The sequence below is a fragment of the Dactylosporangium cerinum genome, assembly GCF_042653625.1.
GTDB lineage: Bacteria > Actinomycetota > Actinomycetes > Mycobacteriales > Micromonosporaceae > Dactylosporangium > Dactylosporangium cerinum.
On sequence record NZ_JBHSIU010000003.1, the window covers coordinates 22934 to 45144 of the forward strand.

At 70.2% G+C, this 22211-nt stretch carries 19 protein-coding genes; 17 read left to right on the forward strand and 2 right to left on the reverse strand.

What is annotated here, in order from left to right:
• Positions 1-2 precede the first annotated feature (2 nt).
• From ACFPIJ_RS00595 to ACFPIJ_RS00615, 5 genes are all read left to right on the forward strand, one after another.
• Entirely contained in the window at positions 3-923 is a 921-nt protein-coding gene (locus ACFPIJ_RS00595; RefSeq protein ID WP_380112526.1) for an ABC transporter permease, read from the forward strand.
• Positions 911-1822 carry an ABC transporter permease gene (locus ACFPIJ_RS00600; RefSeq protein ID WP_380112527.1) on the forward strand — a complete coding sequence of 304 codons (912 nt, stop codon included), beginning with the start codon at positions 911-913 and terminating at the stop codon, positions 1820-1822. Before ACFPIJ_RS00595 ends, ACFPIJ_RS00600 begins: the two co-directional genes overlap by 13 nt.
• A 168-nt stretch (positions 1823-1990) precedes the next feature.
• Positions 1991-3046, forward strand: coding sequence for an ABC transporter ATP-binding protein (locus ACFPIJ_RS00605; protein WP_380112528.1), 1056 nt, complete (start codon positions 1991-1993; stop codon positions 3044-3046).
• 433 nt (positions 3047-3479) lie between these two features.
• Complete coding sequence (locus ACFPIJ_RS00610; RefSeq protein ID WP_380112529.1) at positions 3480-3911, forward strand: hypothetical protein; 432 nt, start codon at positions 3480-3482, stop codon at positions 3909-3911.
• A 76-nt stretch (positions 3912-3987) separates the two neighbouring features.
• On the forward strand, positions 3988-4203 hold the full coding sequence (locus ACFPIJ_RS00615; RefSeq protein ID WP_380112583.1) for a hypothetical protein: 216 nt from the start codon (positions 3988-3990) through the stop codon (positions 4201-4203).
• Here ACFPIJ_RS00615 and ACFPIJ_RS00620 read toward each other — a convergent pair.
• Complete coding sequence (locus ACFPIJ_RS00620) at positions 4113-4394, reverse strand: transposase (protein WP_380112530.1); 282 nt, start codon at positions 4392-4394, stop codon at positions 4113-4115. The two genes, ACFPIJ_RS00615 and ACFPIJ_RS00620, sit on opposite strands and share 91 nt — an antisense overlap.
• Positions 4395-4748: 354 nt before the next feature.
• Between ACFPIJ_RS00620 and ACFPIJ_RS00625 the strand changes: the two genes are divergently transcribed.
• The 12 genes from ACFPIJ_RS00625 to ACFPIJ_RS00680 all read left to right on the forward strand — a co-directional run bounded on the left by ACFPIJ_RS00625 (position 4749) and on the right by ACFPIJ_RS00680 (position 21136).
• On the forward strand, positions 4749-7142 hold the full coding sequence (locus ACFPIJ_RS00625; protein WP_380112531.1) for a PQQ-dependent sugar dehydrogenase: 2394 nt from the start codon (positions 4749-4751) through the stop codon (positions 7140-7142).
• A gap of 16 nt (positions 7143-7158) precedes the next feature.
• Positions 7159-8535, forward strand: coding sequence for a carbohydrate-binding protein (locus tag ACFPIJ_RS00630; protein WP_380112532.1), 1377 nt, complete (start codon positions 7159-7161; stop codon positions 8533-8535).
• A gap of 12 nt (positions 8536-8547) precedes the next feature.
• Positions 8548-10185: a glycosyl hydrolase family 8 gene (locus tag ACFPIJ_RS00635; RefSeq protein WP_380112533.1), complete on the forward strand. Its 1638-nt coding sequence runs from the start codon at positions 8548-8550 to the stop codon at positions 10183-10185.
• A gap of 221 nt (positions 10186-10406) precedes the next feature.
• A complete protein-coding gene (locus tag ACFPIJ_RS00640; RefSeq protein ID WP_380112534.1) occupies positions 10407-11720 on the forward strand; it encodes a helix-turn-helix domain-containing protein in 1314 nt (437 codons plus the stop codon).
• Positions 11721-11790: 70 nt separating this feature from the next.
• The gene (locus tag ACFPIJ_RS00645) at positions 11791-13083 is read left to right on the forward strand and encodes an amidohydrolase/deacetylase family metallohydrolase (RefSeq protein ID WP_380112535.1); all 1293 of its coding nucleotides are present in this window, start codon (positions 11791-11793) and stop codon (positions 13081-13083) included.
• A gap of 2 nt (positions 13084-13085) precedes the next feature.
• Positions 13086-13463, forward strand: coding sequence for a RidA family protein (locus ACFPIJ_RS00650; RefSeq protein ID WP_380112536.1), 378 nt, complete (start codon positions 13086-13088; stop codon positions 13461-13463).
• Positions 13460-14674 (forward strand): alanine racemase, encoded by a 1215-nt coding sequence (locus ACFPIJ_RS00655; protein ID WP_380112537.1) that lies wholly within the window; start codon positions 13460-13462, stop codon positions 14672-14674. Before ACFPIJ_RS00650 ends, ACFPIJ_RS00655 begins: the two co-directional genes overlap by 4 nt.
• Before the next feature lie 101 nt (positions 14675-14775).
• The gene (locus tag ACFPIJ_RS00660) at positions 14776-16077 is read left to right on the forward strand and encodes an extracellular solute-binding protein (RefSeq protein ID WP_380112538.1); all 1302 of its coding nucleotides are present in this window, start codon (positions 14776-14778) and stop codon (positions 16075-16077) included.
• Positions 16078-16084: 7 nt separating this feature from the next.
• Complete coding sequence (locus ACFPIJ_RS00665; protein ID WP_380112539.1) at positions 16085-17035, forward strand: carbohydrate ABC transporter permease; 951 nt, start codon at positions 16085-16087, stop codon at positions 17033-17035.
• The gene (locus ACFPIJ_RS00670; protein ID WP_380112540.1) at positions 17032-17868 is read left to right on the forward strand and encodes a carbohydrate ABC transporter permease; all 837 of its coding nucleotides are present in this window, start codon (positions 17032-17034) and stop codon (positions 17866-17868) included. The genes ACFPIJ_RS00665 and ACFPIJ_RS00670 overlap by 4 nt, the downstream gene beginning before the upstream one ends.
• Positions 17865-19484 carry a beta-N-acetylhexosaminidase gene (locus ACFPIJ_RS00675; protein ID WP_380112541.1) on the forward strand — a complete coding sequence of 540 codons (1620 nt, stop codon included), beginning with the start codon at positions 17865-17867 and terminating at the stop codon, positions 19482-19484. Before ACFPIJ_RS00670 ends, ACFPIJ_RS00675 begins: the two co-directional genes overlap by 4 nt.
• 374 nt (positions 19485-19858) lie before the next feature.
• Entirely contained in the window at positions 19859-21136 is a 1278-nt protein-coding gene (locus ACFPIJ_RS00680) for an alpha/beta fold hydrolase (RefSeq protein ID WP_380112542.1), read from the forward strand.
• A gap of 241 nt (positions 21137-21377) precedes the next feature.
• Here the strand turns inward: ACFPIJ_RS00680 and ACFPIJ_RS00685 are convergent, their stop codons facing one another.
• Positions 21378-22175: an SAM-dependent methyltransferase gene (locus ACFPIJ_RS00685; RefSeq protein ID WP_380112543.1), complete on the reverse strand. Its 798-nt coding sequence runs from the start codon at positions 22173-22175 to the stop codon at positions 21378-21380.
• Between the last annotated feature and the right edge of the window lie 36 nt (positions 22176-22211).

Below are 22211 nucleotides of genomic sequence, written 5' to 3' on the forward strand. Positions count from 1 at the left end.
GCATGAGCACCGTCCAACAACGCTCGGACCCCGCGGCGCCCGCGCCCGGGGTCCGAGCCCGCGGCCGGCGAAGCCTGCGCCGCGGCCTTGACCTGTTCGGCGTCGCGCCGTTCTTCGCGTTCGTCGCGGTGTTCCTCGCGATCCCCACCCTCGTCGTGGCGATCGGTGCGTTCGCCGGTGACGACAACCGCCCGACGCTGGACAACCTGGCAGGGCTGACCGACGGATACATCTTCGACGCGTTCATGCGCAGCATCGTGCTGTCGGCCGCCACCGCCCTGCTCGGCGCGGTGCTCGGCGCGCTGCTCGCCTACGCGCTCGTCACGGCGAAGCCACGCGGGCTGCTGCGCCGCGCGGTGACCGCCGCCGCCGGGGTGCTGGCGCAGTTCGGCGGGGTCACCCTCGCCTTCGCCTTCATCGCCACGATCGGACTCAGCGGCTTCGTCACGGTGTTCCTGCGCGACCATCTCGGCGCCGACATCTACGCCGGCGGCGTCTGGCTGTTCGAGCTGCCCGGCCTGATCCTCGTGTACACCTACTTCCAGATCCCGCTCATGGTCATCGTGTTCCTGCCGGCCCTCGACGGCATCCGTCCACAGTGGCGTGAGGCCACCGAGAGCCTGGGCGGCTCGACGTGGCAGTACTGGCGCCGGGTGGCGGTGCCGCTGCTGGCCCCCGCGTTCCTCGGCTCGACCCTGCTGCTATTCGCCAACGCGTTCTCGGCGTACGCCACCGCGGCGGCGCTGGTCAGCCAGGGCAACCCCATCGTGCCACTGCAGATCCGAGGGACGATCACCAGCGAGGTGGTCCTCGGACGGGCCAACCTCGGCAAGGCGATGGCACTCGGCATGATCGTGGTCGTCGCGATCGTGATGTGGCTCTACGCGCTGCTGCAGCGGAGGACCTCGCGATGGCTGGGCTGACCCGGGCGGACGCGCCGGCCCGGCGAGGCGGCCTGCGCCGCCGTCGCGCCCGGCGGCAGCGGGTCTTCCGATGGGTCGTCGTCGGGCTGCTCGGGCTGTTCTTCGCGCTGCCGCTGCTGGCCATGCTGGAGTTCACCACCCGCGGCGCCGGAGGCAAGCTGTCGTTCGACACGTGGCGCCTGCTCGTCGACTGGCCGCGCTTGAGCGAGACCTACCCCGACCTGTCGGCCGGCATCACGACCTCGTTCGGCCTCGCCCTGCTGACCACGGTACTGATGCTCGTGCTCCTGGTCCCCACCGTGATCTGGGTTCGCCTGCGGCTGCCCCGGCTGCGCCGCACGATCGAGTTCCTGTGCCTGCTGCCGCTGACCATCCCGGCGATCGTGCTGGTCGTCGGGCTGGCGCCGGTGTACGCGTGGGTGACGTACTTCCTGGGCGGCTCGTCGCTGACACTGACCTTCGCCTACACCGTCCTCGTGCTCCCATACGCCTATCGGGCCATCGACGCCGGGCTGTCGGCGATCGACGTGCGCACGCTCGCCGAAGCGGCCCGTTCCCTCGGTGCGGGCTGGGCCACCGTGATCTGGCGGGTGGTGCTGCCCAACATCCAGTCCGCCGTGCTGTCCGCCGCGTTCCTGTCCGTCGCGCTGGTGCTCGGCGAGTTCACCCTCGCGTCCCTGCTCAGCCGCACCAACCTGCAGGTCGCGATCGAACTGCTCGGCAAGAGCAGCGCGACCATGTCGGTCGCGGTCTCCCTCGCCGCGCTGATCCTGGCCTTCGTGCTGCTGTTTCTGCTGTCATTCGTCGGTGCCGTCAGAGGCCGGCGACGCAACCGTTCAAAGGAGCCAACCGTGAGTACGAGCAGTGAGCCCGCCGTGACGCCGGAGGTGGCGTTGTGAGCGGGCAGCGGAGCGGCTTGGGCCGCTCACGGTATGACAGTGGTGGCTCGCGGCGGCGCCGGAGCGAAGCGGAGGTGGCGTTGTGAGCGGGCAGCGGAGCGGCTTGGGCCGCTCACGGTATGACAGTGGTGGCTCGCGGCGGCGCCGGAGCGAAGCGGAGGTGACGTCGTGAGCGGCGAGCGGAGCGTCGCGGTGCGGCTGGCCGGACTGCGCCGGCGGTTCGGCGGCGTGCAGGCACTCGACGGACTCGACCTCGACATCGCACCGGGCGAACTGATCGCGCTGCTCGGACCGTCGGGCTGCGGCAAGACCACCGCGCTTCGGGTGCTGGCCGGGCTGGAGGACGCGGACTCCGGCTCGGTGCTGGTCGGCGGCAAGGACATCACGATGCTGCCGGCCAACCGGCGGGACATGGGCATGGTCTTCCAGGCGTACAGCCTCTTCCCGCACCTGACCGCACTGCAGAACGTCGAGTTCGGCCTGCAGCTGCGCGGCCGCCCGGCCGCCGAGCGCCGCCGCACCGCCGCGGAGATGCTGGAGCTGGTCGGCATCAGCACACACGCCGACCGGTACCCGCATCAGCTCTCCGGCGGCCAGCAGCAGCGCGTGGCGCTGGCCCGCGCCCTGGCGATCCGCCCGCAGGTGCTGCTGCTCGACGAGCCGCTGTCGGCGCTCGACGCGAAGGTGCGCGTCCAGCTCCGCGACGAGATCCGCCGCATCCAGATCGAGGTCGGCACCACGACGCTGTTCGTCACCCACGACCAGGAGGAGGCGCTGGCGCTCGGCGACCGGGTCGGCGTCATGCGCGACGGCCGGCTGGAACAACTGGCCCCGCCGGCCGAGGTCTACCAGCGACCCGCGTCCGCCTTCGTGGCCAACTTCGTCGGGTTGAGCAACCGCCTGCCGGGCCGCCTCTCGGCCGGCACCGTCGAGGTGCTCGGCGTTGCACTGCCGCTGATCGATCCGACCGCGGCACCGGCCGACCGGACCGCGCCGGTGACCGCGCTCGTGCGTCCCGAGTCCGTCGACGTCGTCGCCGATGCGGAGGGCACCGGCCGGATCCTCTCGGCGAGCTTCCTCGGACCCACGAGCCGGGTCACCGTCGCCATGCCAGGCGACGTGCTGGTCACCGCGCAGGTCTCCAGCGCCCGGCTGGCCGAGCTGACGCCGGGCGCGGCTGTGCGGCTCGACCTTTCGCCGGTGCCGGTGGCGCTCGCCGCCTGATCGGGTGGGTTCGCCTCGGTGGCCGTCGAACCGGCTCGACGGCCCGGTCCGCTCGGCAGGCCGCTTTGCCCAGTGCCTCAGCGGGCGATGTCGAGGCTGGTCGGGGCGCTGGTTTGCGGCCGAGGTGGGCGACGACCTGGCAGGAGCTGGCGGGGGCGGGTTCCGCGGCGGGCGCGCAGCCGTGCGGGCGGGTGCGGTAGCTGCTCCGGCGTATTTCTACAAGGACTCGCTGTCCAGCTCCACCGGGACGCCAGCAATTTCAGCAATTTCGTGACCAGCGTCGTGGTGCACGAGCTCGGCCATGCGCTGAACCTCGCGCACAACCCAGCTTGATAAGCGGGTCACAAGTAGCGGGTAGGCGAGTCAGGGACGACTTGGCGGCTCACCGGTGAAGGGGGCGCAAGAAGTGGTCGGCTCCCGATCCAGGTGGGCCGTGCTCTGCGCGCTGATCGGCGGCGTCCTCGTCGCCGCGGCCTGCGGTTCGGGCGCCGCTGACGTCGTTTACTGGAGCAGTGGCGCCGACCAGGACAAGGCCGTCGAGTCCTACGCGGGTTCGGCGCACTGCGGGTGGCAGGACGTGACCTTTCTGCACGTCAAGTGGCCGCTGCCCGGGCAGACCGGCGATGCGGCCAACCTGCAGTACGTCAGGGAACCTCAGGGACGGCTCAGCGCGGAGGTACGCGCTACCTACGCCCCACGCACCGAACTGCCGGCTGACGCCCGCACCACCGATTACACCGGGCCGGACGGGCAACAACTGTGGTTGGCGCCGAGCAACTCCGACGACCTGGCCTACGTGGTCTACCCGGACTCCCACCGGGTAGAGGCCTGGCCACGCACGAAGCGGACACTCGGCTGCGACTGAGCGTCGAGTTCACCCGTCGTTTCCGTGAGCGGTGCGCGAGCACCGTGCGCTCGCCGGCCTTTCACGGTGTCGGTTCATGCGACGGATGATGACCACAGCATTGATCGCAACCACCGTGTCCGCCGGCGTGCTCATCCTGCCGACCGCGGCGGCCGCCCACGGCATCGACGCCTTCCGCGCCACCGTGGAGACGCCGGCGCTCTACGACGACGAGGCCGGCGGCGACGCCAACGCCGACGACCCGGCCATCTGGGTCAACCCGGCCGGCCGCGGGGGCAGCCTCGTGCGCTGAGCGGGATCCCGCGCCGGTCGCACCGTGGGCCGGGAGACGCCGAAGAACGCCACCGGCAGCTTCCGCCACGAACAGCCCGCCTGGACCATGTACAGCAGCGCGGCCAGCACTGCCCGGTCATCTGCCCGCCGTTTCCCGCCACCCTGCGGCCGCGGCGGCGGTACCGGATCATCGGTTGCGCCACATTCCACAACCCTTCCGGCGCCCAGTCCGGATCATGTCCTCAACCACATCGGTCACGAATCGAAGATCATGCCCCAGGCCACGGCCTCACCATCTGAGACACGCCCTAATTGATCTCCGACGGGCTAGGACGCGACCGTCACCCCGCGCAAGGGCGGGCCGCGCGCAGTGCGGCGTATCGGTGCGCGCCGGTCTGCCGACGCGTGAGATTGATGCTCGTAAACGCTTGACAGCTCCGTCGATGCGGTGGTCCCATCCTAGCAACTGTCAGGCAACTTGCCTAACAATTCAGGCTTCTCAGGCTTGGAGGCTCGATGAGTTCCGGAGGACCACGAAAGGCAAGACGCTGGATCACCTCCCTGATGGCGGCAGCAGTGGTGGCCGCGATCCTCCCGCTGGCGAAACCCGCGCAGGCCGCCGCGATCCGGTATGAGGCCGAGAGCGCCACGATCTCCGGCGGCGCCGTGGAATCGAACCACACAGGCTTCACCGGGGCCGGGTTCGTCAACTACGACAACGCGACCGGCAGCGCCGTCGAATGGACCGTCAACGCCGCCACGGCGGGCACCGCGTCGATCGGGCTGCGGTTCGCCAACGGCACCACCACCGACCGGCCGATGGACATCAGCGTCAACGGCACGGTGGTCACCGCCTCGCTGTCGTTCCCGGGCACCGGCAACTGGGACACGTGGCAGACCAAGACGATCACCGCCGCGGTGAACGCCGGCACGAACCGGATCCGCGCCGTCGCGACGACCGCGAACGGCGGGCCCAACGTCGACCGGATTGACGTCGACGTCGTGCCGCCGACCTCGGACTACCAGGCGGAGAACGCGACCGTCTCGCAGGGCGCGGTCGAGGCGAACCACACCGGGTTCACCGGCACCGGCTTCGTGAACTACGACAACGTCATCGGCAGCTACGTCGAGTGGTCGATCCCGGCCGCCACCGCCGGCAACGTCAGCGTCGCCATCCGGTACGCCAACGGTGTCGCTAACGGCGCCAGCGTCGACCGGCCGATGGACGTGACGGTCAACGGCACCCTTGTACGCAGTGCCCTGTCGTTCCCCAGCACCGGCAACTGGGACACCTGGCAGACGGTGACGCTCACGGTCGGCCTCTCCGCCGGTACCAATCGCATCCGGGCCATCGCGACGACCGCCAACGGCGGACCCAACGTCGACCGGCTCAGCACCGGCGTCCCCGGCGATACCGCGCCGCCGACCGCGCCCGGACAGCCCGTCTGCGGCACCATCACCGAGAACAGCATCAACCTGTCGTGGGGTGCCTCGACGGACAACGTCGGCGTCGTCGCGTACGACATCTACCACGACGGCAACAAGATCAGCGAGGCCGCCGGGAACGTCACCGCGAAGGCCCTGACCGGGCTGCAGCCCAACTTCGAGTACCGTCTGTCGGTCTTCGGCCGCGACGCCGCGGGCAACGTGTCGACGAGCAGCGCCCAGGCGATCTGCCGGACCCTCGCCAGCACCGACACGCAGGCGCCGACCGCGCCGTCCGGCTTCGCCACCGCGAATGTCGCCGGCAGCACCGTCGACACGTCATGGACGGCGTCGACGGACAACGTCGGCGTGACCGGATACGACGTGATGGGCGGCGGCTCGGTCCTCAAGTCGGCCGGCAACGTGACCTCGACAACGGTCACCGGGCTGGCCTGCAGCACCACCTACACGCTGACGGTCGTCGCGCGGGACGCGGCCGGCAACGTCTCCGCTCCGAGCAACGCCCGGACGATCACCACCACCGCGTGCAGCGGTGGCGTGCCGTCCGGCATCACCACCGTCTCCACCGGCTGGACGATCCCGTGGGGCATCGCCTGGATGCCCGACGGCCAGACCGCCATCGCCACCGAGCGCGACTCGTTCAAGGTCTTCAAGGTCACCCTGGGTGGGACGCGGACGCAGGTCGGCACCGTGCCGAACACGGTCACCACCAACGGCGAGGGCGGCCTGCTCGGCGTCGCGGCCGACCCGGCCTGGACCACCAACCATTTCGTGTACTTCATGCACACCGCCGCGGAAGGCAACCGCATCGCCCGGATGACCTACAACGGCACGACGCTCACGGCGTACACGTCGCTGGTCACCGGCATCATGAAGAACCGCTACCACAACGGCGGCCGCCTGGCGTTCGGCCCCGACGGCTACCTGTACGCGACCACCGGCGAGGCGCAGACGCCCAACCTTGCCCAGGACAAGAGCTCGCTCAACGGCAAGATCCTGCGGATGAAGACCGACGGCACCGCGGCGCCCGGCAACCCGTTCGGCACCCTCGTGTACAGCTACGGCCACCGCAACCCGCAGGGCCTCGCCTGGGACTCCCAGGGCCGGCTGTGGGAGGCCGAGTTCGGCAACAGCCAGTTCGACGAGCTCAACCTCATCAAGGCGGGCCGCAACTACGGCTGGCCGACGTGTGAGGGCACCTGCAGCGTCTCGGGCATGGAGAACCCGAAGCGGCAGTGGTCGGTGAGCACCGCCTCGCCGAGCGCGATCGCGATCGTCCGCGACGTCGTGTACATGGCGGCGCTGCGCGGCGAGCGGCTGTGGCGCATCCCGTTGCTCGACGCCGAGAACACCGGCACGCCGACGTCGTACTACGTCGGCACGTACGGGCGGCTGCGCACGGTCGTCAAGGTGCCAGGCGCCGACCAGCTGTGGCTGTCGACGACCAACTGCGACAACAACGGCGGTGCCGCCGCCGGTTCCGACCAGATCTTCCGCATCACGATCACCTAGCCCTCCCGGAGGAACGATGCGACTCAACAGACGGCGCGCCGCGCTGGCGGCGGGCGTAGTGGCGGCACTGGCGGCGATCGGCCTGCCGACCGGTGTCGCCCAGGCCGCCACGACCACCGCCTACCAGGCGGAGAACGCGACGATCACGAATGGTGTGGTGGAGTCCAACCACGCCGGCTACACCGGCACCGGATTCGTCAACTACGACAACGCCACCGGCTCGTCCGTGCAGTGGTCGGTGACCGCCGCGGCGACCGGCAGCGCGACGCTCAGCATCAGATTCGCCAACGGCACGGTCACCAACCGCCCGATGGACATCGCGGTGAACGGCACGACCGTCGCGTCCGGCGTCGCGTTCAACGGCACCGGCGCCTGGACCACGTGGCAGGAGACGTCGCTCACCGCGACGCTGAACGCCGGCGCCAACACGGTGCGGGCCACCGCGACCACGGCCGGCGGCGGCCCGAACGTCGACAAGCTCACCGTCGTCGAGGGCGGCACCACCGGCCCGAGCATGGCGGTCGCGCCGTACGAGTACTTCGGCTGGGGCAACCCACAGAGCCCGACGTCGGTGATGTCGGCGACCGGCATCAAGTTCTTCACGCTCGCCTTCATGCTCTCCGACGGCGGATGCAACCCGCTGTGGGACGGCTCGCGGCCGCTGACCGGCGGCGACGATCAGGCGAAGATCAACGCCATCCGCGGCGCTGGCGGGGACGTCATCGTCTCCTTCGGCGGCTGGAGCGGCAACAAGCTCGGCGAGAAGTGCTCGTCGGCATCCGCGCTCGCCGGCGCGTACCAGAAGGTCATCAACGCCTATGGGCTCAAGGCGATCGACATCGACATCGAGGCGACCGAGTTCTCCAACGCCACCGTCCGGCAGCGGGTCATCTCCGCACTGAAGACCATCAAGACGAACAACCCAGGCATCAAGACGTTCGTCACGTTCGGCACGACCCCGACCGGGCCGGACTCCGACGGCATCGATCTCATCAACAAGGGCGCGGCGGCCGGCCTGAGCAACGACGGCTGGACCATCATGCCGTTCGACTTCGGCGGGCACAGCGGCACGATGGGCGCCGCGTCGGTCAGCGCCGCCAACGGCCTGAAGAACGCCGTCAAGAACGCCTACGGCTACAGCGACGCGGTGGCCTACACGAGGATCGGCATCTCGTCGATGAACGGCGTGACCGACGAGTCCGACGAGACGGTCACGCTCGCCGACTTCCAGACGATCCTGGCGTACGCACAACAGCACCACTTGGCGCGCCTGACGTTCTGGTCGGTCAACCGCGACCGGGCCTGTGGCAGCGGCTCCGACGCCGATTCGTGCAGCGGTGTCTCGCAGGCGGCATACGCGTACACCAAGATCTTCGTCCAGTACACCGGCTGAGAAGGGAAGCCCATGAGACGCAAGCAGCTCGGTCTGCCGGTAGTGGTGCTCGGGGTCGTGGCGGCGCTGACGTCGCCGGCGACGCCGGCGGCAGCGGCCGCGACCCGCTACGAGGCGGAATCGGCCACGATCTCGCAAGGTGTGGTCGAGTCGAACCACACCGGATTCAGCGGAACCGGATTCGTCAACTACGACAACGTCGTCGGCTCGTCGGTGCAGTGGTCGGTGACCGCCGCCGCGGCCGGTGCCGCCACGATCGTCCTGCGCTACGCCAACGGCACCACCACCAACCGGCCGATGGACATCGCCGTCAACGGCACGGTCGTCGCGGCGGCCACGGCGTTCGGCAGCACCACGAACTGGGACACCTGGCAGAGCAAGACGATCACGGCGACCCTGAACGCCGGGACCAACACGATCCGGGCGACGGCCACGACGGCGAACGGCGGTCCCAACGTCGACTGGCTCAGCGTCGACGCGGGCACCACCCCGCCGACCGGACCGGCGGTGCCCTTCGGCAGCCACCTCTTCCCGTACCGGGCCGGCACGCTGAAGCCGACCGGCTCACAGTCGACCCTGGACCAGGCCGTCGTCACCTACTACAACAAGTGGAAGGCCGCGTTCGTCAAGCAGAACTGCGGCAACGGCTGGTACGAGGTCATCTCACCGGACGCCGATCACCCGTACGTCGCCGAGGCGCAGGGCTACGGCATGGTGATCGTGGCCACCATGGCCGGCGCCGACGCGAACGCGAAGACCGTGTTCGACGGGATGGTCAAGTACATGCTGGCGCATCCCTCCGTCAACAATCCGGATCTGCTGGCGGCCGAGCAGGACACGGCCTGCAAGAGCGTCAACGGTTCTGACTCGGCCACCGACGGTGACCTCGACGTCGCGTATGGGCTGCTGCTCGCCGACAAGCAGTGGGGCAGCGCCGGAACGTACAACTACAAGCAACTGGCCATCAGGCACATCAACGCGATCAAGGCCAACGAGGTCAACCCCACGACGCACCTGCTGCTCCTCGGCGACTGGAGCACCCCGGGCGACAGCCTCTACTGGACCACCCGGCCGTCCGACTTCATGATCGACCACATCCGCGCGTTCAGGGCTGCCACGGGCGACACGGCGTGGGACACGATCCGCACCGCGCACCAGAACCTCATCACCAACCTGCAGGCCCAGTACGCGTCGGGCACCGGGCTGTTGCCGGACTTCGTGGTGAACACCAACACCACACCGAAGCCCGCGCCCGGCGAGGTGCTCGAGGACCCGAACGACGGCAAGTACTTCTGGAACTCGTGCCGCACCCCATGGCGGATCGGCGCGGACGCGGTGACCAGCGGCGACGCCGCGTCGCTCGCCTCCGCCCGCAAGCTCAACACCTGGGTGCGCGGCAAGACCGGCGGCAACCCGAACAGCATCGCGGTCGGTTACTCGCTGAGCGGATCGGCGATCTCGTCGGGCAGCGAGCCGGCGTTCTTCGCACCCTTCGCGGTGGCGGCGCTCACCGACCCCGGCGGCCAGGCCTGGCTGGACGCGCTGTGGACCAAGATGGTCAACACCTCGTTCACCAGCAACGACTACTACTCGACGAGCATCCAGTTGCAGGTGATGATCGTCGCCAGCGGCAACTTCTGGGCGCCCTGACCGCACACGGCCGGGCCCGGTGTCCCCAGTGGGCACCGGGCCCGTCCGCGTGCGTCGTGCGGGGCGCGACGCGATGGAACGGGATGGAACGCGCCTGTAGGGATCGTGAACGTCCGGCGAGTCGTGCGCGAAAGGAGCCCGCGCGGCGCGTGCTTGTCCGGTGGTGACTCATGTGCGACCATCAACGAACTACTTCAGAACCTGGTTCGCAATGGGGTGTCATGCCGATCGTGATCGGGCTCGTGCTGCACGCGAGTCACCGGGCCGTCTTCGAGGACGCCGCCCGCACCCTCGCCGGCGTGAGCATCGCGTGGGTCACCTATGAGCACGAGGCGGGCATCCGGCCCGGCATCGAGGACCTGCTGGCCCGCGGTCACCTGGACGGGCTGATGCTCGGACCGGTGCCGTACGCGAAGTGCCGTGACCTCCTGCCCGACGACCTGTCCGTGGCGGTGGTCCGCTCCGCCGGCCTGGACCTTTCGCTGGCGTTCTGCCGGGCGCTGGGCCGCGGCCGGGCGGCGACCCCGGTCAGCATCGACACGTTCGACCAGGAGACCGTCGACGAGGTCGTCCGCGCGCTCGACCTGGACCCGGACCAGGTGGCCTGCCTGCCCTACGACCCGGCGCAGAGCGTCGAGGAGATCGTTGAGTTCCACCGGCGTCACCTGGAGCGGTTCGGCGGTCAGTACGTCATCAGCCTCCGCACGGCCGTCACCGCGCGGCTGTCCGCGGATGTGCCGGTGGTCAGCGGCGTTCCGGGCGCGGCCACCATCCGGGCCCAGCTGCACGAGCTCGCGCTGCGCATCCAGTCGAGGCGAGCGGCCGCGCTGCGGTTCGCCGCCGGCGTCTTCGTGGTGGTCAACCGCGACGCGGCGGCCGACCTCGACCGGGCCCGGGTCGGCGTGATGAACCTGCTCGTCAACACCCCGGAGTTCGCCGACGCGTGGATCGAGAACCGGGACCGGCGCGGCGTCGTGGTGTTCGCGCACCAGGCGCTGTTCGAGCGGGTGACCCATAACTGGGTGTCGCTGCCCGCGCTCGCCCAGGCGCAGGAGACGCTGGGCATCCGCGTCGCCGCCGGGTTCGGGGTCGGCGCCTCGGCGCGCACGTCGGTGCTGCTGGCCGAGCGTGCCGCGGCGCGGGCCGAGCAGGAGGAGCGGCCCAGCGCGTACCTCATCGAGGACAGCGGGGTCATCATCGGTCCGCTGAGCTCGGGCGGGTCGCCGCTCACCTTCACCTACCGCGAGCACGGCGCGAGCATCGAGCACCTGTCCCGCGGCGCAGGTCTGAGCGCGGCGACCCTGTCGCGGCTCGCCGCGCTCGAGGGCGGCCTGGAGGGCCGGCCGATCTCACCGAGTGACCTCGCCAAGTCGCTGGGCATCACCGAGCCCAGCGGCCGCCGGCTGATCCGCAAGCTGAGCGAGTCCGGTCTGGTCAGCGACGAGGGCAGCGCCCAGGTCCACCGCAAGGGCCGGCCGACGCGGCTGTACCGGCTGACCATCGCCGAGGCGATCCGCGGTGCGGAGACCGGCTGACGCCCCCGGCGGCAGCCCGCCAGGACGAAGAACGGCAGAACAAAAGCGCAAGACGAGCAACGGGAGGATCATGTCCTACGATCTGCTGCTGGCCGGCGGTGACGTCATTGACGCCGGCGGCGGCCCCGCAGGGCGGCTCGACGTGGCCGTGCGCGATGGCCGGGTGGCGGCGGTCGGTGCGGGCCTGCCACACGCGGACGCCCGCGAGGTCGTCGACGTCAGCGGCAAGCTCGTCGTTCCCGGCCTGATCGACCTGCACACCCACGTGCACCCCGCCGCGACCTACTGGGGGATCGCCCCCGACCCGGTCGCCTGGTACACCGGCGTCACCACCTGGGTCGACGCCGGTTCGGCCGGGGCGTACACGCTCGACGCGCTGCGCGCCGCCGCCGCGGGGTTCCGGGTCCGCGTGCCGGTGCTGCTCAACATCTCCGCGGTCGGCCTCACCGGGGCCACGGGGGAGAGTCGTGACCTCGCCAACTGCGACGTCGACCTGGCGATCGCCACCATCGTCGCGAACCGCGACCTCGTCGCCGGTGTGAAGGTCCGGATGGATCGGCACACCGTCGGCCGGCACGGCCTAGAGCCGTTGCGCCGCGCGGTGGAGGTCGCGGGGGCCACCGGCGTGCCGGTGATGGTGCACGTCGGCGTCGCACCGCCGACCGTCGATGCAATGCTGCCCCTGCTGCGCGCCGGCGACATCCTGACGCACTGCGCCAGCGGCATCGCCGAGGGCGTCGTGGGCAGGGGTGGGGTCGAGCCGGCGCTGCGCGAGGCGTACGCGGCGGGTGTGCTGTTCGACCTCGGCCACGGCTCCGGCGGCTTCGCGTTCGACGTGCTCGAGGCGCAGCTGGAGGCGGGGCTGGTGCCGCACACCATCTCCTCGGACCTGCACGCGCGATGCCTGTACGGGCCGGTGTTCGACCTGCCGACCACGATGACGAAGCTCCTCGCGGTGGGGCTGCCGCTGCCCGACGTGGTCGCGGCCGCCACCGTGCGTCCGGCGCGGGCATTGGACCTGCCCGGCGGCGCCGGCACCCTCGCCGTCGGCGCACCGGCGGACATCGCCGTCTTCACGGTGCGGGACGGCCCGTTCGAGGTGGTCGACTCGCACGAGCAGCGCCGCACGGCCCTGCAGCGGCTCGTCAACGAGGCGACCTACGTGGGCGGCCGGCTACTGCCACCGGCACTGCCGGCGGAGCCCCGGCCGTGGGTGCCGCTGACCGACACGCAGCGCTCCGCGGTGCGCCGCCGGACCGGCAGCGTCCGCGACCTGCTCACCGCGCCGCTCGTGGCGGCGGAAGGGCTGAGCGAGCAGTTTCCGCGCCCGGCTCGTACACCTGACGACGAAAGGACATCGTGAACATGACCAAGCACGTGGTCTCCACCGATCTCGCCGCACCGCCCGGCGGCCCCTACTCGCAGGCGGTCATCGCCGGGGGCCTGGTGTTCCTCGCCGGCGCGTGCCCGGTGCGGCCGGACGGCACCTGGGTGCGGGGCTCCTTCGCCGAGCAGGCGCGGGCCGCCTTCACCAACCTCGCCCGGGTCGCCGAGGCCGCCGGCACCGACCTGACCCACGCCGTGCGGGTCGGCGTGTACCTGCGCGACATGGCCGACTTCCCGGAGCTGAACGAGATCTACGTCGAGTTCTTCGGCACCGCGAACCTGCCGGCCCGCACGACGATCCCGGTCGCCCTCGACGGCTTCGACATCGAGGTCGACGCCGTTCTCAGCCGGCCGTGACCGGCGTCGACTGGCGCACGAAGGGGTTCTGGCAGCCGGACGGGGCGCGGACGCGGGAGGAGTTCGCGGTCGCCCGGCACGACCTGTTCGACGGCGCCTTCACGTGGCCGGTCATGGTCGCCCGCCGTGCCGCCCTGCAGCACAACATCGACACCCTCGCCGCGTTCTGCGCCCGCCATGGCCTGGCGTTCGCGCCGCACGGGAAGGCGACGATGGCGCCGTCGCTGTTCGCCGCGCAGCTGCGCGCCGGGGCATGGGGGATCAGCGCGGCGACCGCCAACCAGGTGCTCGCCATGCGGCGCCTCGGCGTGCCGCGGGTGCTGCTCGCCAACGAACTGCTCGACCGGGCACCGTTGCGCTGGCTGGCCGAAGAGGTCGGGCCCGACTTCGAGTTCCTGTGCTACGTCGACTCGGTGGACGGTGTGGACGCGGTCGCCTCGGCCGCCGCGGGGCGCGGGACGCTGCGGGTGCTGGTCGAGCTGGGCCACGGCAACGGCCGCACCGGGTGCCGCACCGTCTCCGAGCTCGCCGCGGTGGCCCGTGCCGCCGTGGCCGCGCCGGGCGTGGAACTGGCCGGGGTGGCGGGATATGAAGGTGGATTGTCCACAGTGGAGGATGCTGGGGCGTACCTCGCCTCGGTACGCTCGGCGACCCTGGAGCTGGCGGCGGAGGGGCTGCTGGGTGCCGACGTGACCGTCACCGCGGGTGGCAGCCGCTACTTCGACCTGGTGCCGGTGCACCTCGGTGGCGCGTGGCTCCCCGGACGGGCATTGCGGACGGTGCTGCGCAGCGGTGCGTACGTGTCGCACGACGACGGGATCTACCGCGGCTGGACGCCGTTCCGGCGGATCCCCGAGGAGGGCTCGCTGGATCCCGCCCTGGAGCTCTGGGCCCAGGTGATCTCCACGCCGGAGGAGGGCCTCGCGATCGTGGGCCTGGGTAAACGTGAGGCCCCGTACGACGAGGGGCTGCCGGTGCCGAGGAGCGTGCGGCGCCGGGACGGCACGGTGGAGGCGGCGCGGGGCATCGAGGTGCGCCGGCTCAATGACCACCACACGTATCTCGGGCTCGGCGCCGGGGTCCGGCTGCGCCCGGGTGACCTGGTCTGCTTCGGCATCTCCCACCCGTGCACCGCCTTCGACAAGTGGCGGGTCATCCCCGTGATCGAGGACGACTACGCGGTCACCGACCTCATCGACACCTACTTCTGACCCTTGACCGGGGCGGGTCCGGCGCGCAGGATGAAGCAACCCCCAACAACGAACCATTTCCGAACGTGGTCCGTTAATACGCTTCGCGAGAGGTGCCTCCTGTGAGACGAACACTCATGCTCGTCAGCGCTCCGCTCCTGGCCGCCGCGCTCGCACTCGGCGCGTGCGCGCCCTCGACCGCACAGCCCACCGACACCGGCGACGAACAGACCGGCACCCTGCGGGTCTGGCTCTTCGACGAGGCCGGCCGGGCGCCGAAGGAGGCGCTCGTCAAGGAGGCCGTGGCCGAGTTCACGGCCGCGCACAAGGGCGTCACCGTCGACGTCAGCTACCTCGCCACCGACGCGGCGGCCCGCGCCGCCAAGTTCAAGGGCGCCTTCAACGACCCCGCCAGCGCCCCCGACGTCACCGAGTTCGGCAGCACCGACCTCGCCGGCTACGTCGCCGCCGGTGGGATGGCCGACGTCACCAAAGACCTCGACGCCTGGGAGGCCAAGGGTGAGCTGCCGGCCGACCTCGTCAAGACGGTGACCGTCGGCGACAAGGTCTACGGGCTGCCGTGGTGGGTCGGGGTGCGGGCACTCTACTACCGCACCGACCTCTTCACCGCGCTCGGTCTCACCCCGCCGACCTCGTATGCGGAACTGGTCACCGCCGCCCGGCGGATCCGTGCGGCGCACCCCGACATGGTCGGCATCACCGTCGGCGGGCAGTACGTCTTCGGTGCCATGCCGTTCGTCTGGGACGCCGGCGGCGACCTCGCCACCAGGTCCGGCCCCACCTATACCGCGACGATCAACTCGCCCGCCTCGAAGGCCGGCGTCAAGGCCTACACCGACCTCTTCGCCGCCGACATCTGCCCGGCGCAGCAGTGCGTCGACCTGACCGGCGGCAAGACCGTCTCCACCTTCGCCGCCGGCACCGCGGGCATGGGCATCATCGGCAACTTCAACCGCAGCGCCATCGACGCCGGCCCGGCCAAGGGCAAGTACGCCGTCGTGCCGCTGCCGGGCGCCAAGCCGGGATCGGTCGCGCCCGCCTTCGCCGGCGGCAACAACCTCGGCATCATGCGCTCGACGAAGCACCGCACCCTGGCGGTGCAGTTCGCGGAGCTGCTGGCCAGCAAGAAGTACCAGCTGAAGTTGTACGACGCGCTCGGCAACCTGCCGACGATGACGTCCGCCCGGGCCGAGGTGGTCGCGAAGGACCCGTTCCTCAAGCCGTTCATCGACACCATCGCCGCGGGCACCCGGTTCGTGCCTGCCGACCCGGCATGGACGACGATCGACTCGCAGAAGGTCGTCATCACCATGCTCCAGAAGGTCATCACCGGCAAGGCAACCGTCGACCAGGCGACCGACGAGGCGAACACGTTGATGAACAACGCGTTCGCGGGCAAGTAGGGAACCGGTGACGACCACGTTGCCGACCAGGACCGTGCCGGCGGACCCGGGGACCTCCCCGACCCGCTGGCGCGGCGGGCGGCGTGGCAGCCGGCTCGTGCCCCTGTGGCTGCTGCTGCCGACCCTCGTGGTGCTGGTGCCGCTGTTCGCCTACCCGCTCTACCAGCTCGGCCTGTTGTCCACATTGGAGTTCGGCCAGCCACAGGTGAGCGGGGGAGTCCCGGCCCGGTTCCTGGGCACCGGCAACTACGCGACGCTGTTCTCCGACGGCGAGTTCTGGACCGTCCTGGCCCAGACGGTCGGCTTCGCCGCAGCCTGCGTCGCCGCCACCCTCGCCGTCGGCGCGGCCCTCGCCGTGCTGCTGACCCGGGTCGGCCGCGTCCCGCGGCTGCTACTGTCCTTCGCCGCGCTCGCCGCGTGGTCGGCGCCGGCGATGACCGGCTCCGTGGTGTGGATGTTCCTGTTCGACACCAACCTCGGGCTGGTCAACGAGGTGCTGGGGCTGGACGGCTACAACTGGCTCTACGACCGCGACGTGGCCTTCACGCTGATCGGCGCCGTCGTCGTATGGCACTCGTTCCCGTTCGTCATGGTAACGCTCTACGCCGGCATCCAGGCCGTGCCGCACGAGGTGCTCGAAGCCGCCGAGCTCGACGGCGCCGGGCCGTGGCTGGCCTGGCGGCGCATCATGGTGCCGATGCTGCGCCCCATCATCACCATCGTGGTCATCCAGTCGGTCATCTGGGACTTCAAGGTCTTCACGCAGGTGTATGTGATGACCGGTGGCGGCGGCATCGCCGGCCAGAACATGGTGCTCAACGTCTACGCCTATCAGCAGGCATTCGCCTCCTCGCAGTACGGCCTCGGCTCCGCGATCGGCGTCGTCATGACCGCGATCCTCGTCGTCGTCACGCTGCTCTACCTTCGCGCGCTGCGCAGGACCGGAGAGGACCTATGAGGCATCGTTGGCTGCCGAACAGCATCGCGGTCGTGGCCGCGCTGGTGACCGCGTTCCCGATCTACTGGATGGTCCTGTCGGCGTTCAGGCCGACCGGCGAGATCGAATCCGCCCACCCGCGGCCGTGGACCTGGCACCCGACCCTCGAACACTTCCGCCACGCGCTCGGCGTCAGCGGGTTCGGTCGCTACTTCCTCAACAGCGCCGTGGTCGCGCTCTGCGTCGTCGGGTTGGCCGGTGCGATCGCGTTCCTCGCCGCCGTCGCGCTGACGAAGTACCGCTTCCGCTTCCGCACCACCATCCTCGTGCTGTTCATCGTCGCGCAGATGGTGCCCGTCGAGGCGCTCACGATCCCGCTGTTCTTCGAGTTCCGCGACCTCGGCCGCACCGTGCCCGGCGTCGGGCTCAACACCCTGGCCTCGCTGGTGCTGGTCCAGCTCGCGTTCAGCCTGCCGTTCGCGATCTGGATGCTGCGCGGGTTCGTCGCGGCGGTGCCCGACGCGCTGGAGGAGGCGGCGCTCATCGACGGCGCGAGCCGCACCACCATCCTGTGGCGCATCCTGCTGCCGCTCGTCGCGCCCGGGCTGGCCGCCACGAGCGTATTCTCGTTCATCACGGCCTGGAACGACTTCATCTTCGCCAAGACCTTCATCATCAGCGCCACCCAGAACCAGACCCTTCCCGCGGCGCTGCTGGTCTTCTTCAAACCGGACGAGAACGACTGGGGCGGCATCATGGCCGCCTCGACGCTCATGACGCTGCCCGTCCTGGTGTTCTTCGTCTTCATCCAGCGCCGGCTGGTGTCCGGCCTCGGCGGGGCGGTGAAGGATTGAACGCCATCATTCCGCAGCCCATGGTGTCCACCACCGGCGAGGGCGCATTCCGGCTCCACGACGCGACGGTCATCGCGGCGCCACCGGCCCTCGCCGGCGTCGCGCGCTGGCTGCGGGGCGCGCTGGCGCCGCCCACCGGGCTGTCGCTGCCACCCGGCCCGCCCGGCCCCGGCGCCGTCACGCTCGCCCTGTCCGACGGCGTGCCCGCCGAAGGGTACCGGCTGCGCGTCGAGCCCGACCAGGTGTCCATTGTGGGCGGTGACCCCGCCGGCGTCTTCTACGGCGCGCAGACACTGCGGCAACTGCTGCCCGCCGCGGTGTACCGGAAGGCTGCCGTCGCCGGTGCGCGCTGGCTCGTCCCGTGCGGCGAGACCACCGACGCGCCGCGGTTCGGCTGGCGTGGCGCGATGCTCGATGTGGCGCGGCACTTCCTGCCCAAGGCCGACGTGCTGCGCCTCGTCGACCTGCTCGCCGTGCACAAGCTCAACGTGCTGCACCTGCACCTCACCGACGACCAAGGCTGGCGGCTGGAGATCCGCCGGTACCCCGAACTGACCCGCGTCGGCGCCTGGCGGCGCGAGTCGATGGTCGGCTCCCGGCAGCACGAGCGCTTCGACGGCCGGCCGCACGGCGGCTACTACACGCAGGACGACATCCGCGAGATCGTCGCGTACGCCGCGGAACGGTTCGTCACCGTCGTGCCGGAGATCGACGTGCCGGGGCACTCGCAGGCCGCCATCGCGGCGTACCCGGCACTGGGCAACACCGGCGATCCCGTCGAGGTGTCCACCCGCTGGGGCGTCTCCAGTCGGGTCCTCAACGTCGCGGACACGACCCTGGATTTCTACCGGTACGTGTTCGACGAGGTCCTCGAGCTGTTCCCCGGCACGTACATCGGCGTCGGCGGCGACGAGTGCCCGAAGGACGAGTGGCGGGCCAGCCCGCAGGCACAGCAGCGGATCCGGGCACTCGGCCTGCGCGACGAGGACGAGCTGCAGAGCTGGTTCGTCCGGCAGCTCGACGAGCACCTGACCGCGCGCGGGCGGCGGCTGTTCGGCTGGGACGAGATCCTCGAGGGCGGCCTCGCCCCGGGCGCGACCGTGGCCTCGTGGCGCGGGACCACCGGCGCGCTCGCCGCCGCCCGCGCCGGCCACGACGTCGTGCTCTGCCCGGACACCTCGGTGTACCTCGACTACCGCCAGTCCGACCGCCCGGACGAGCCGATCCCGGTCGGCACGGTGCTTGACGTCGAGACGGTCTACGCCTTCGAACCGCTGCCCGCGCAGCTCACCGGCGCCGAGCGGGACCGGGTGCTCGGCGCGCAGTGCAACATCTGGACCGAGCACCTGGCGTCCGCGCGGGCCGTCGACTACGCCGCGTTCCCCCGGCTGTGCGCGTTCGCCGAGACCGTGTGGTCGGCGCCGGAGCGGGACCCGGCCGGCTTCCGGGACCGGCTGGGCACGCACCTGGGCCGCTTGGACGCCCTCGGCGTGGAGTACCGGCCCGGAACCGGACCACTGCCATGGCAGACTCGCCCGGACGCGCGGGGGTGGCCCAAGGACCGCGCCACCCGCGAGGCGGAGATCGCCGCTATGACCGCGCACATCGCCGGCTGATGCGGGTCAGACCCGGTGCCTCAGCGCCCTGCGGTTCCCGGACGGGCCGACCGCCCGATGTATCGAGTCGACCTTCGCTATTGGCAATTGATCGTGCCCCAGGCGCGGGACTGTTCTAGTGAAAAGCCGCCGTTCCGATTTTCAACACCGACGGATGCGGGTCGGTGACGAAAGGTCAACTCGTGGATTCTCGGCCACATGATCGTCAGGAAACCCGAGTAATGGGCCGATCATCCAGCCTTGCCTGGCATCTCAGGCGACACGGCTTCCCATCCTCACGAGTACCCTGAACCTCGCATTGATCCATGCGCGCAGATGCGTGACGCGCGAATATTGCAGATCCTGCGAAAGGGTGCCGAAAGAAGGGAAATGGCATGAAGAAGGCGGCCCTACTACGAAGCTTCACCGCACTCACGGTCGTGCTCGGACTCCTCGTGGGAGCCGCCCCCAATGCATCTGGTGCCGACTCGACGGATCGGATCACAACGAGGCGCATCGTTGCCACCGACCATGCGGTCCCGCACATCTCGACCGTCCCCGCGAACGCGGGAGAGTCGGTCAAGCTCTTCGTGCGGGAGCGCAACGGCACCCGGCCGCACCAGCCACGCAAGGCCGTCCTTATGCTGCACGGCAGGACCGTTCCGGCGCTCGCGGGACTCGACTTCGGGACCGGTCGTTACAACTGGGCCCTGGATCTGGCACAGGCGGGTTTCGACGTGTTCATCATGGAACTGCAGGGATCCGGGCGTTCACCTCGCCCGAAAATGGACGATCCATGCAATGCCGACCCGGCCGCACAGGGCGTCCTGATCCCCAATCCGCTGCCGGCCGCGTGCCCGGCGAACTATCCGCATCAGCTGAACAACGCGAAGAGCGACTGGGACGAATTGAACACCGTCGTCGACTACATCAGGTCCCTGCGTAACGTGCAGAAGGTGGCTCTTGTCGGCTACTCCGCGGCCGCCTTCCAGGTCGGACCGTATACGCTGCAGCACCCGGAAAAGGTGTCCAGCGTTTTCCTGCTCGCACCGATCTTCCCGCCCGACAGCACGGCGGTCGAGCCCGCCCAACTGCCGTTGTCCAACCCGCCGGCCCAGTTCGGATTCCCGATGAGAATCGGCACCAAAGCCGCCTTCGAGACCTCATGGAACAGCGAGGTGCACTGCAATAAACAGCGGGAGAGCGGCATGGTCGACGCGGTGTGGAACGCGATCATGGACAACGACGCGGTCGGCCGGACCTGGGGACCCGTGCAGTCCGGAACGCCGCAAGGTGTGATGCGGATCCGGAACGCCTTCTGGTGGGGCTGGAACAAGACCACTGTGCCGCTGAACGGCACCCTCGGCAATACGGTGCCCGTGCTCATCGTGTACGGAGACCTGGACACCCAGGCGAACACGCCGACTTCTTCGGGCCCCGTGCTCCACTTCTCGGTCCCCGCGCTCTACGACGCCGTCCCCGGTGCCCGCAAGCTGATGTTCCGAGTGGCCTGCACCGGTCACTTCATGCCCTGGGAGCGCCAGTCCCGAGTCCTGCACGACCTGTCCGAGCAATGGCTGCGGCGCACGGCCATCGACGGCCTCACCAACGGAAGCTTCTTCGTGGACCAGGACGGCGACTACACGCCCACCGCGAGCACCGTAACCCCGTAACCCGCAGTCGGAAGCAGCAGCGCCCATGACGTCTGAGACGTCATGGGCGCTGCACGAGGTCGGTGCCCGTCAGCCCAACTGCTGTGCATCGCAGGCAGCGCCGACGGTGACCTGCCGTCCGCGCGGCGCCACCCTCGCCCGGCTCCTGAGGCTCAACGCCCCGCCGACCATGACTGACGCCCTGTTCGACGGCTGTTGCGGCACACCTCCCGGGACGCAGCCCCGTTCGATCAGGGACGCGTCACGGCTTGCGGGCCACGGCGCCATACGCGTCGATGTGCTCGGCCGCGGGGTCCTCCGCGTGCCACTGCGTGATCGGCGCGAGGCCGGGGTCCACCATCGTGAGACCCTCGAAGCATCCGGCCAGTTGGTCGGGGCTGCGCAGGATGTACGGGACACCGCCGCTCTCCGCCAGCTTGTTGGCGCCCTCGACCACGGCCGGGGTGGTGTCGGTGCCGTCCCACAGGACCAGGTGGCTGCCGGGTGCGGCGCTGTCCATCACCCGTCCGACGATGGAACGCACCACGTCCAGGTCGGGCTCGTAGCCCATGACGCCCATGAACATCACGGCGACCGGCTCGGAGAAGTCCAGCGTCTTCGCCGCCTCGGCGAGAATCAGCTCCGGGTCGTGGTAGTCGGCGTGGACGTAGTCCGTCTGGCCCTCGGCGCTGGAATTGGTCAGCAGGGCACGGGCGTGCACCAGCACCATCGGGTCGTTGTCGACGTACACGATCCGGGATTCGGGCGCGACCTGCTGGGCGACCTCATGGGTGTTCTGCATGGTGGGCAGGCCCGTCCCGATATCGAGGAACTGCCGGATGCCCGCCTCGGCCGCCAGGAACCGCACGACCCGGATGAGGAACTGCCGGGACTCGCGCGCCATGACGGCGATCTCTGGATAGACCTGGACCACTGCGTCCCCAGCGGCCCGGTCGGCCTGGAAGTTGTCCTTGCCGCCCATCCAGTAGTTCCAGATCCGCGCCGCGTGCGGCACATCGAAACGAAGCTGCGCGGCGAGCTCGGAATCCGGGTCGACCATAGCCAGGCTCCTATGTAAAAGGTTCGTCGTGTGCGA

Excerpts from the sequence above, each read along its gene's own strand:
- ACFPIJ_RS00595 (WP_380112526.1), top strand. The coding sequence starts at position 3 with ATGAGCACCGTCCAACAACGCTCGGACCCCGCGGCGCCCGCGCCCGGG.
- ACFPIJ_RS00600 (WP_380112527.1), top strand. The coding sequence starts at position 911 with ATGGCTGGGCTGACCCGGGCGGACGCGCCGGCCCGGCGAGGCGGCCTG.
- ACFPIJ_RS00615 (WP_380112583.1), top strand. The coding sequence starts at position 3,988 with ATGCGACGGATGATGACCACAGCATTGATCGCAACCACCGTGTCCGCC.
- ACFPIJ_RS00625 (WP_380112531.1), top strand. The coding sequence starts at position 4,749 with ATGGCGGCAGCAGTGGTGGCCGCGATCCTCCCGCTGGCGAAACCCGCG.
- ACFPIJ_RS00630 (WP_380112532.1), top strand. The coding sequence starts at position 7,159 with ATGCGACTCAACAGACGGCGCGCCGCGCTGGCGGCGGGCGTAGTGGCG.
- ACFPIJ_RS00635 (WP_380112533.1), top strand. The coding sequence starts at position 8,548 with ATGAGACGCAAGCAGCTCGGTCTGCCGGTAGTGGTGCTCGGGGTCGTG.
- ACFPIJ_RS00640 (WP_380112534.1), top strand. The coding sequence starts at position 10,407 with ATGCCGATCGTGATCGGGCTCGTGCTGCACGCGAGTCACCGGGCCGTC.
- ACFPIJ_RS00645 (WP_380112535.1), top strand. The coding sequence starts at position 11,791 with ATGTCCTACGATCTGCTGCTGGCCGGCGGTGACGTCATTGACGCCGGC.
- ACFPIJ_RS00650 (WP_380112536.1), top strand. The coding sequence starts at position 13,086 with ATGACCAAGCACGTGGTCTCCACCGATCTCGCCGCACCGCCCGGCGGC.
- ACFPIJ_RS00670 (WP_380112540.1), top strand. The coding sequence starts at position 17,032 with ATGAGGCATCGTTGGCTGCCGAACAGCATCGCGGTCGTGGCCGCGCTG.
- ACFPIJ_RS00680 (WP_380112542.1), top strand. The coding sequence starts at position 19,859 with ATGAAGAAGGCGGCCCTACTACGAAGCTTCACCGCACTCACGGTCGTG.
- ACFPIJ_RS00685 (WP_380112543.1), bottom strand. The coding sequence starts at position 22,175 with ATGGTCGACCCGGATTCCGAGCTCGCCGCGCAGCTTCGTTTCGATGTG.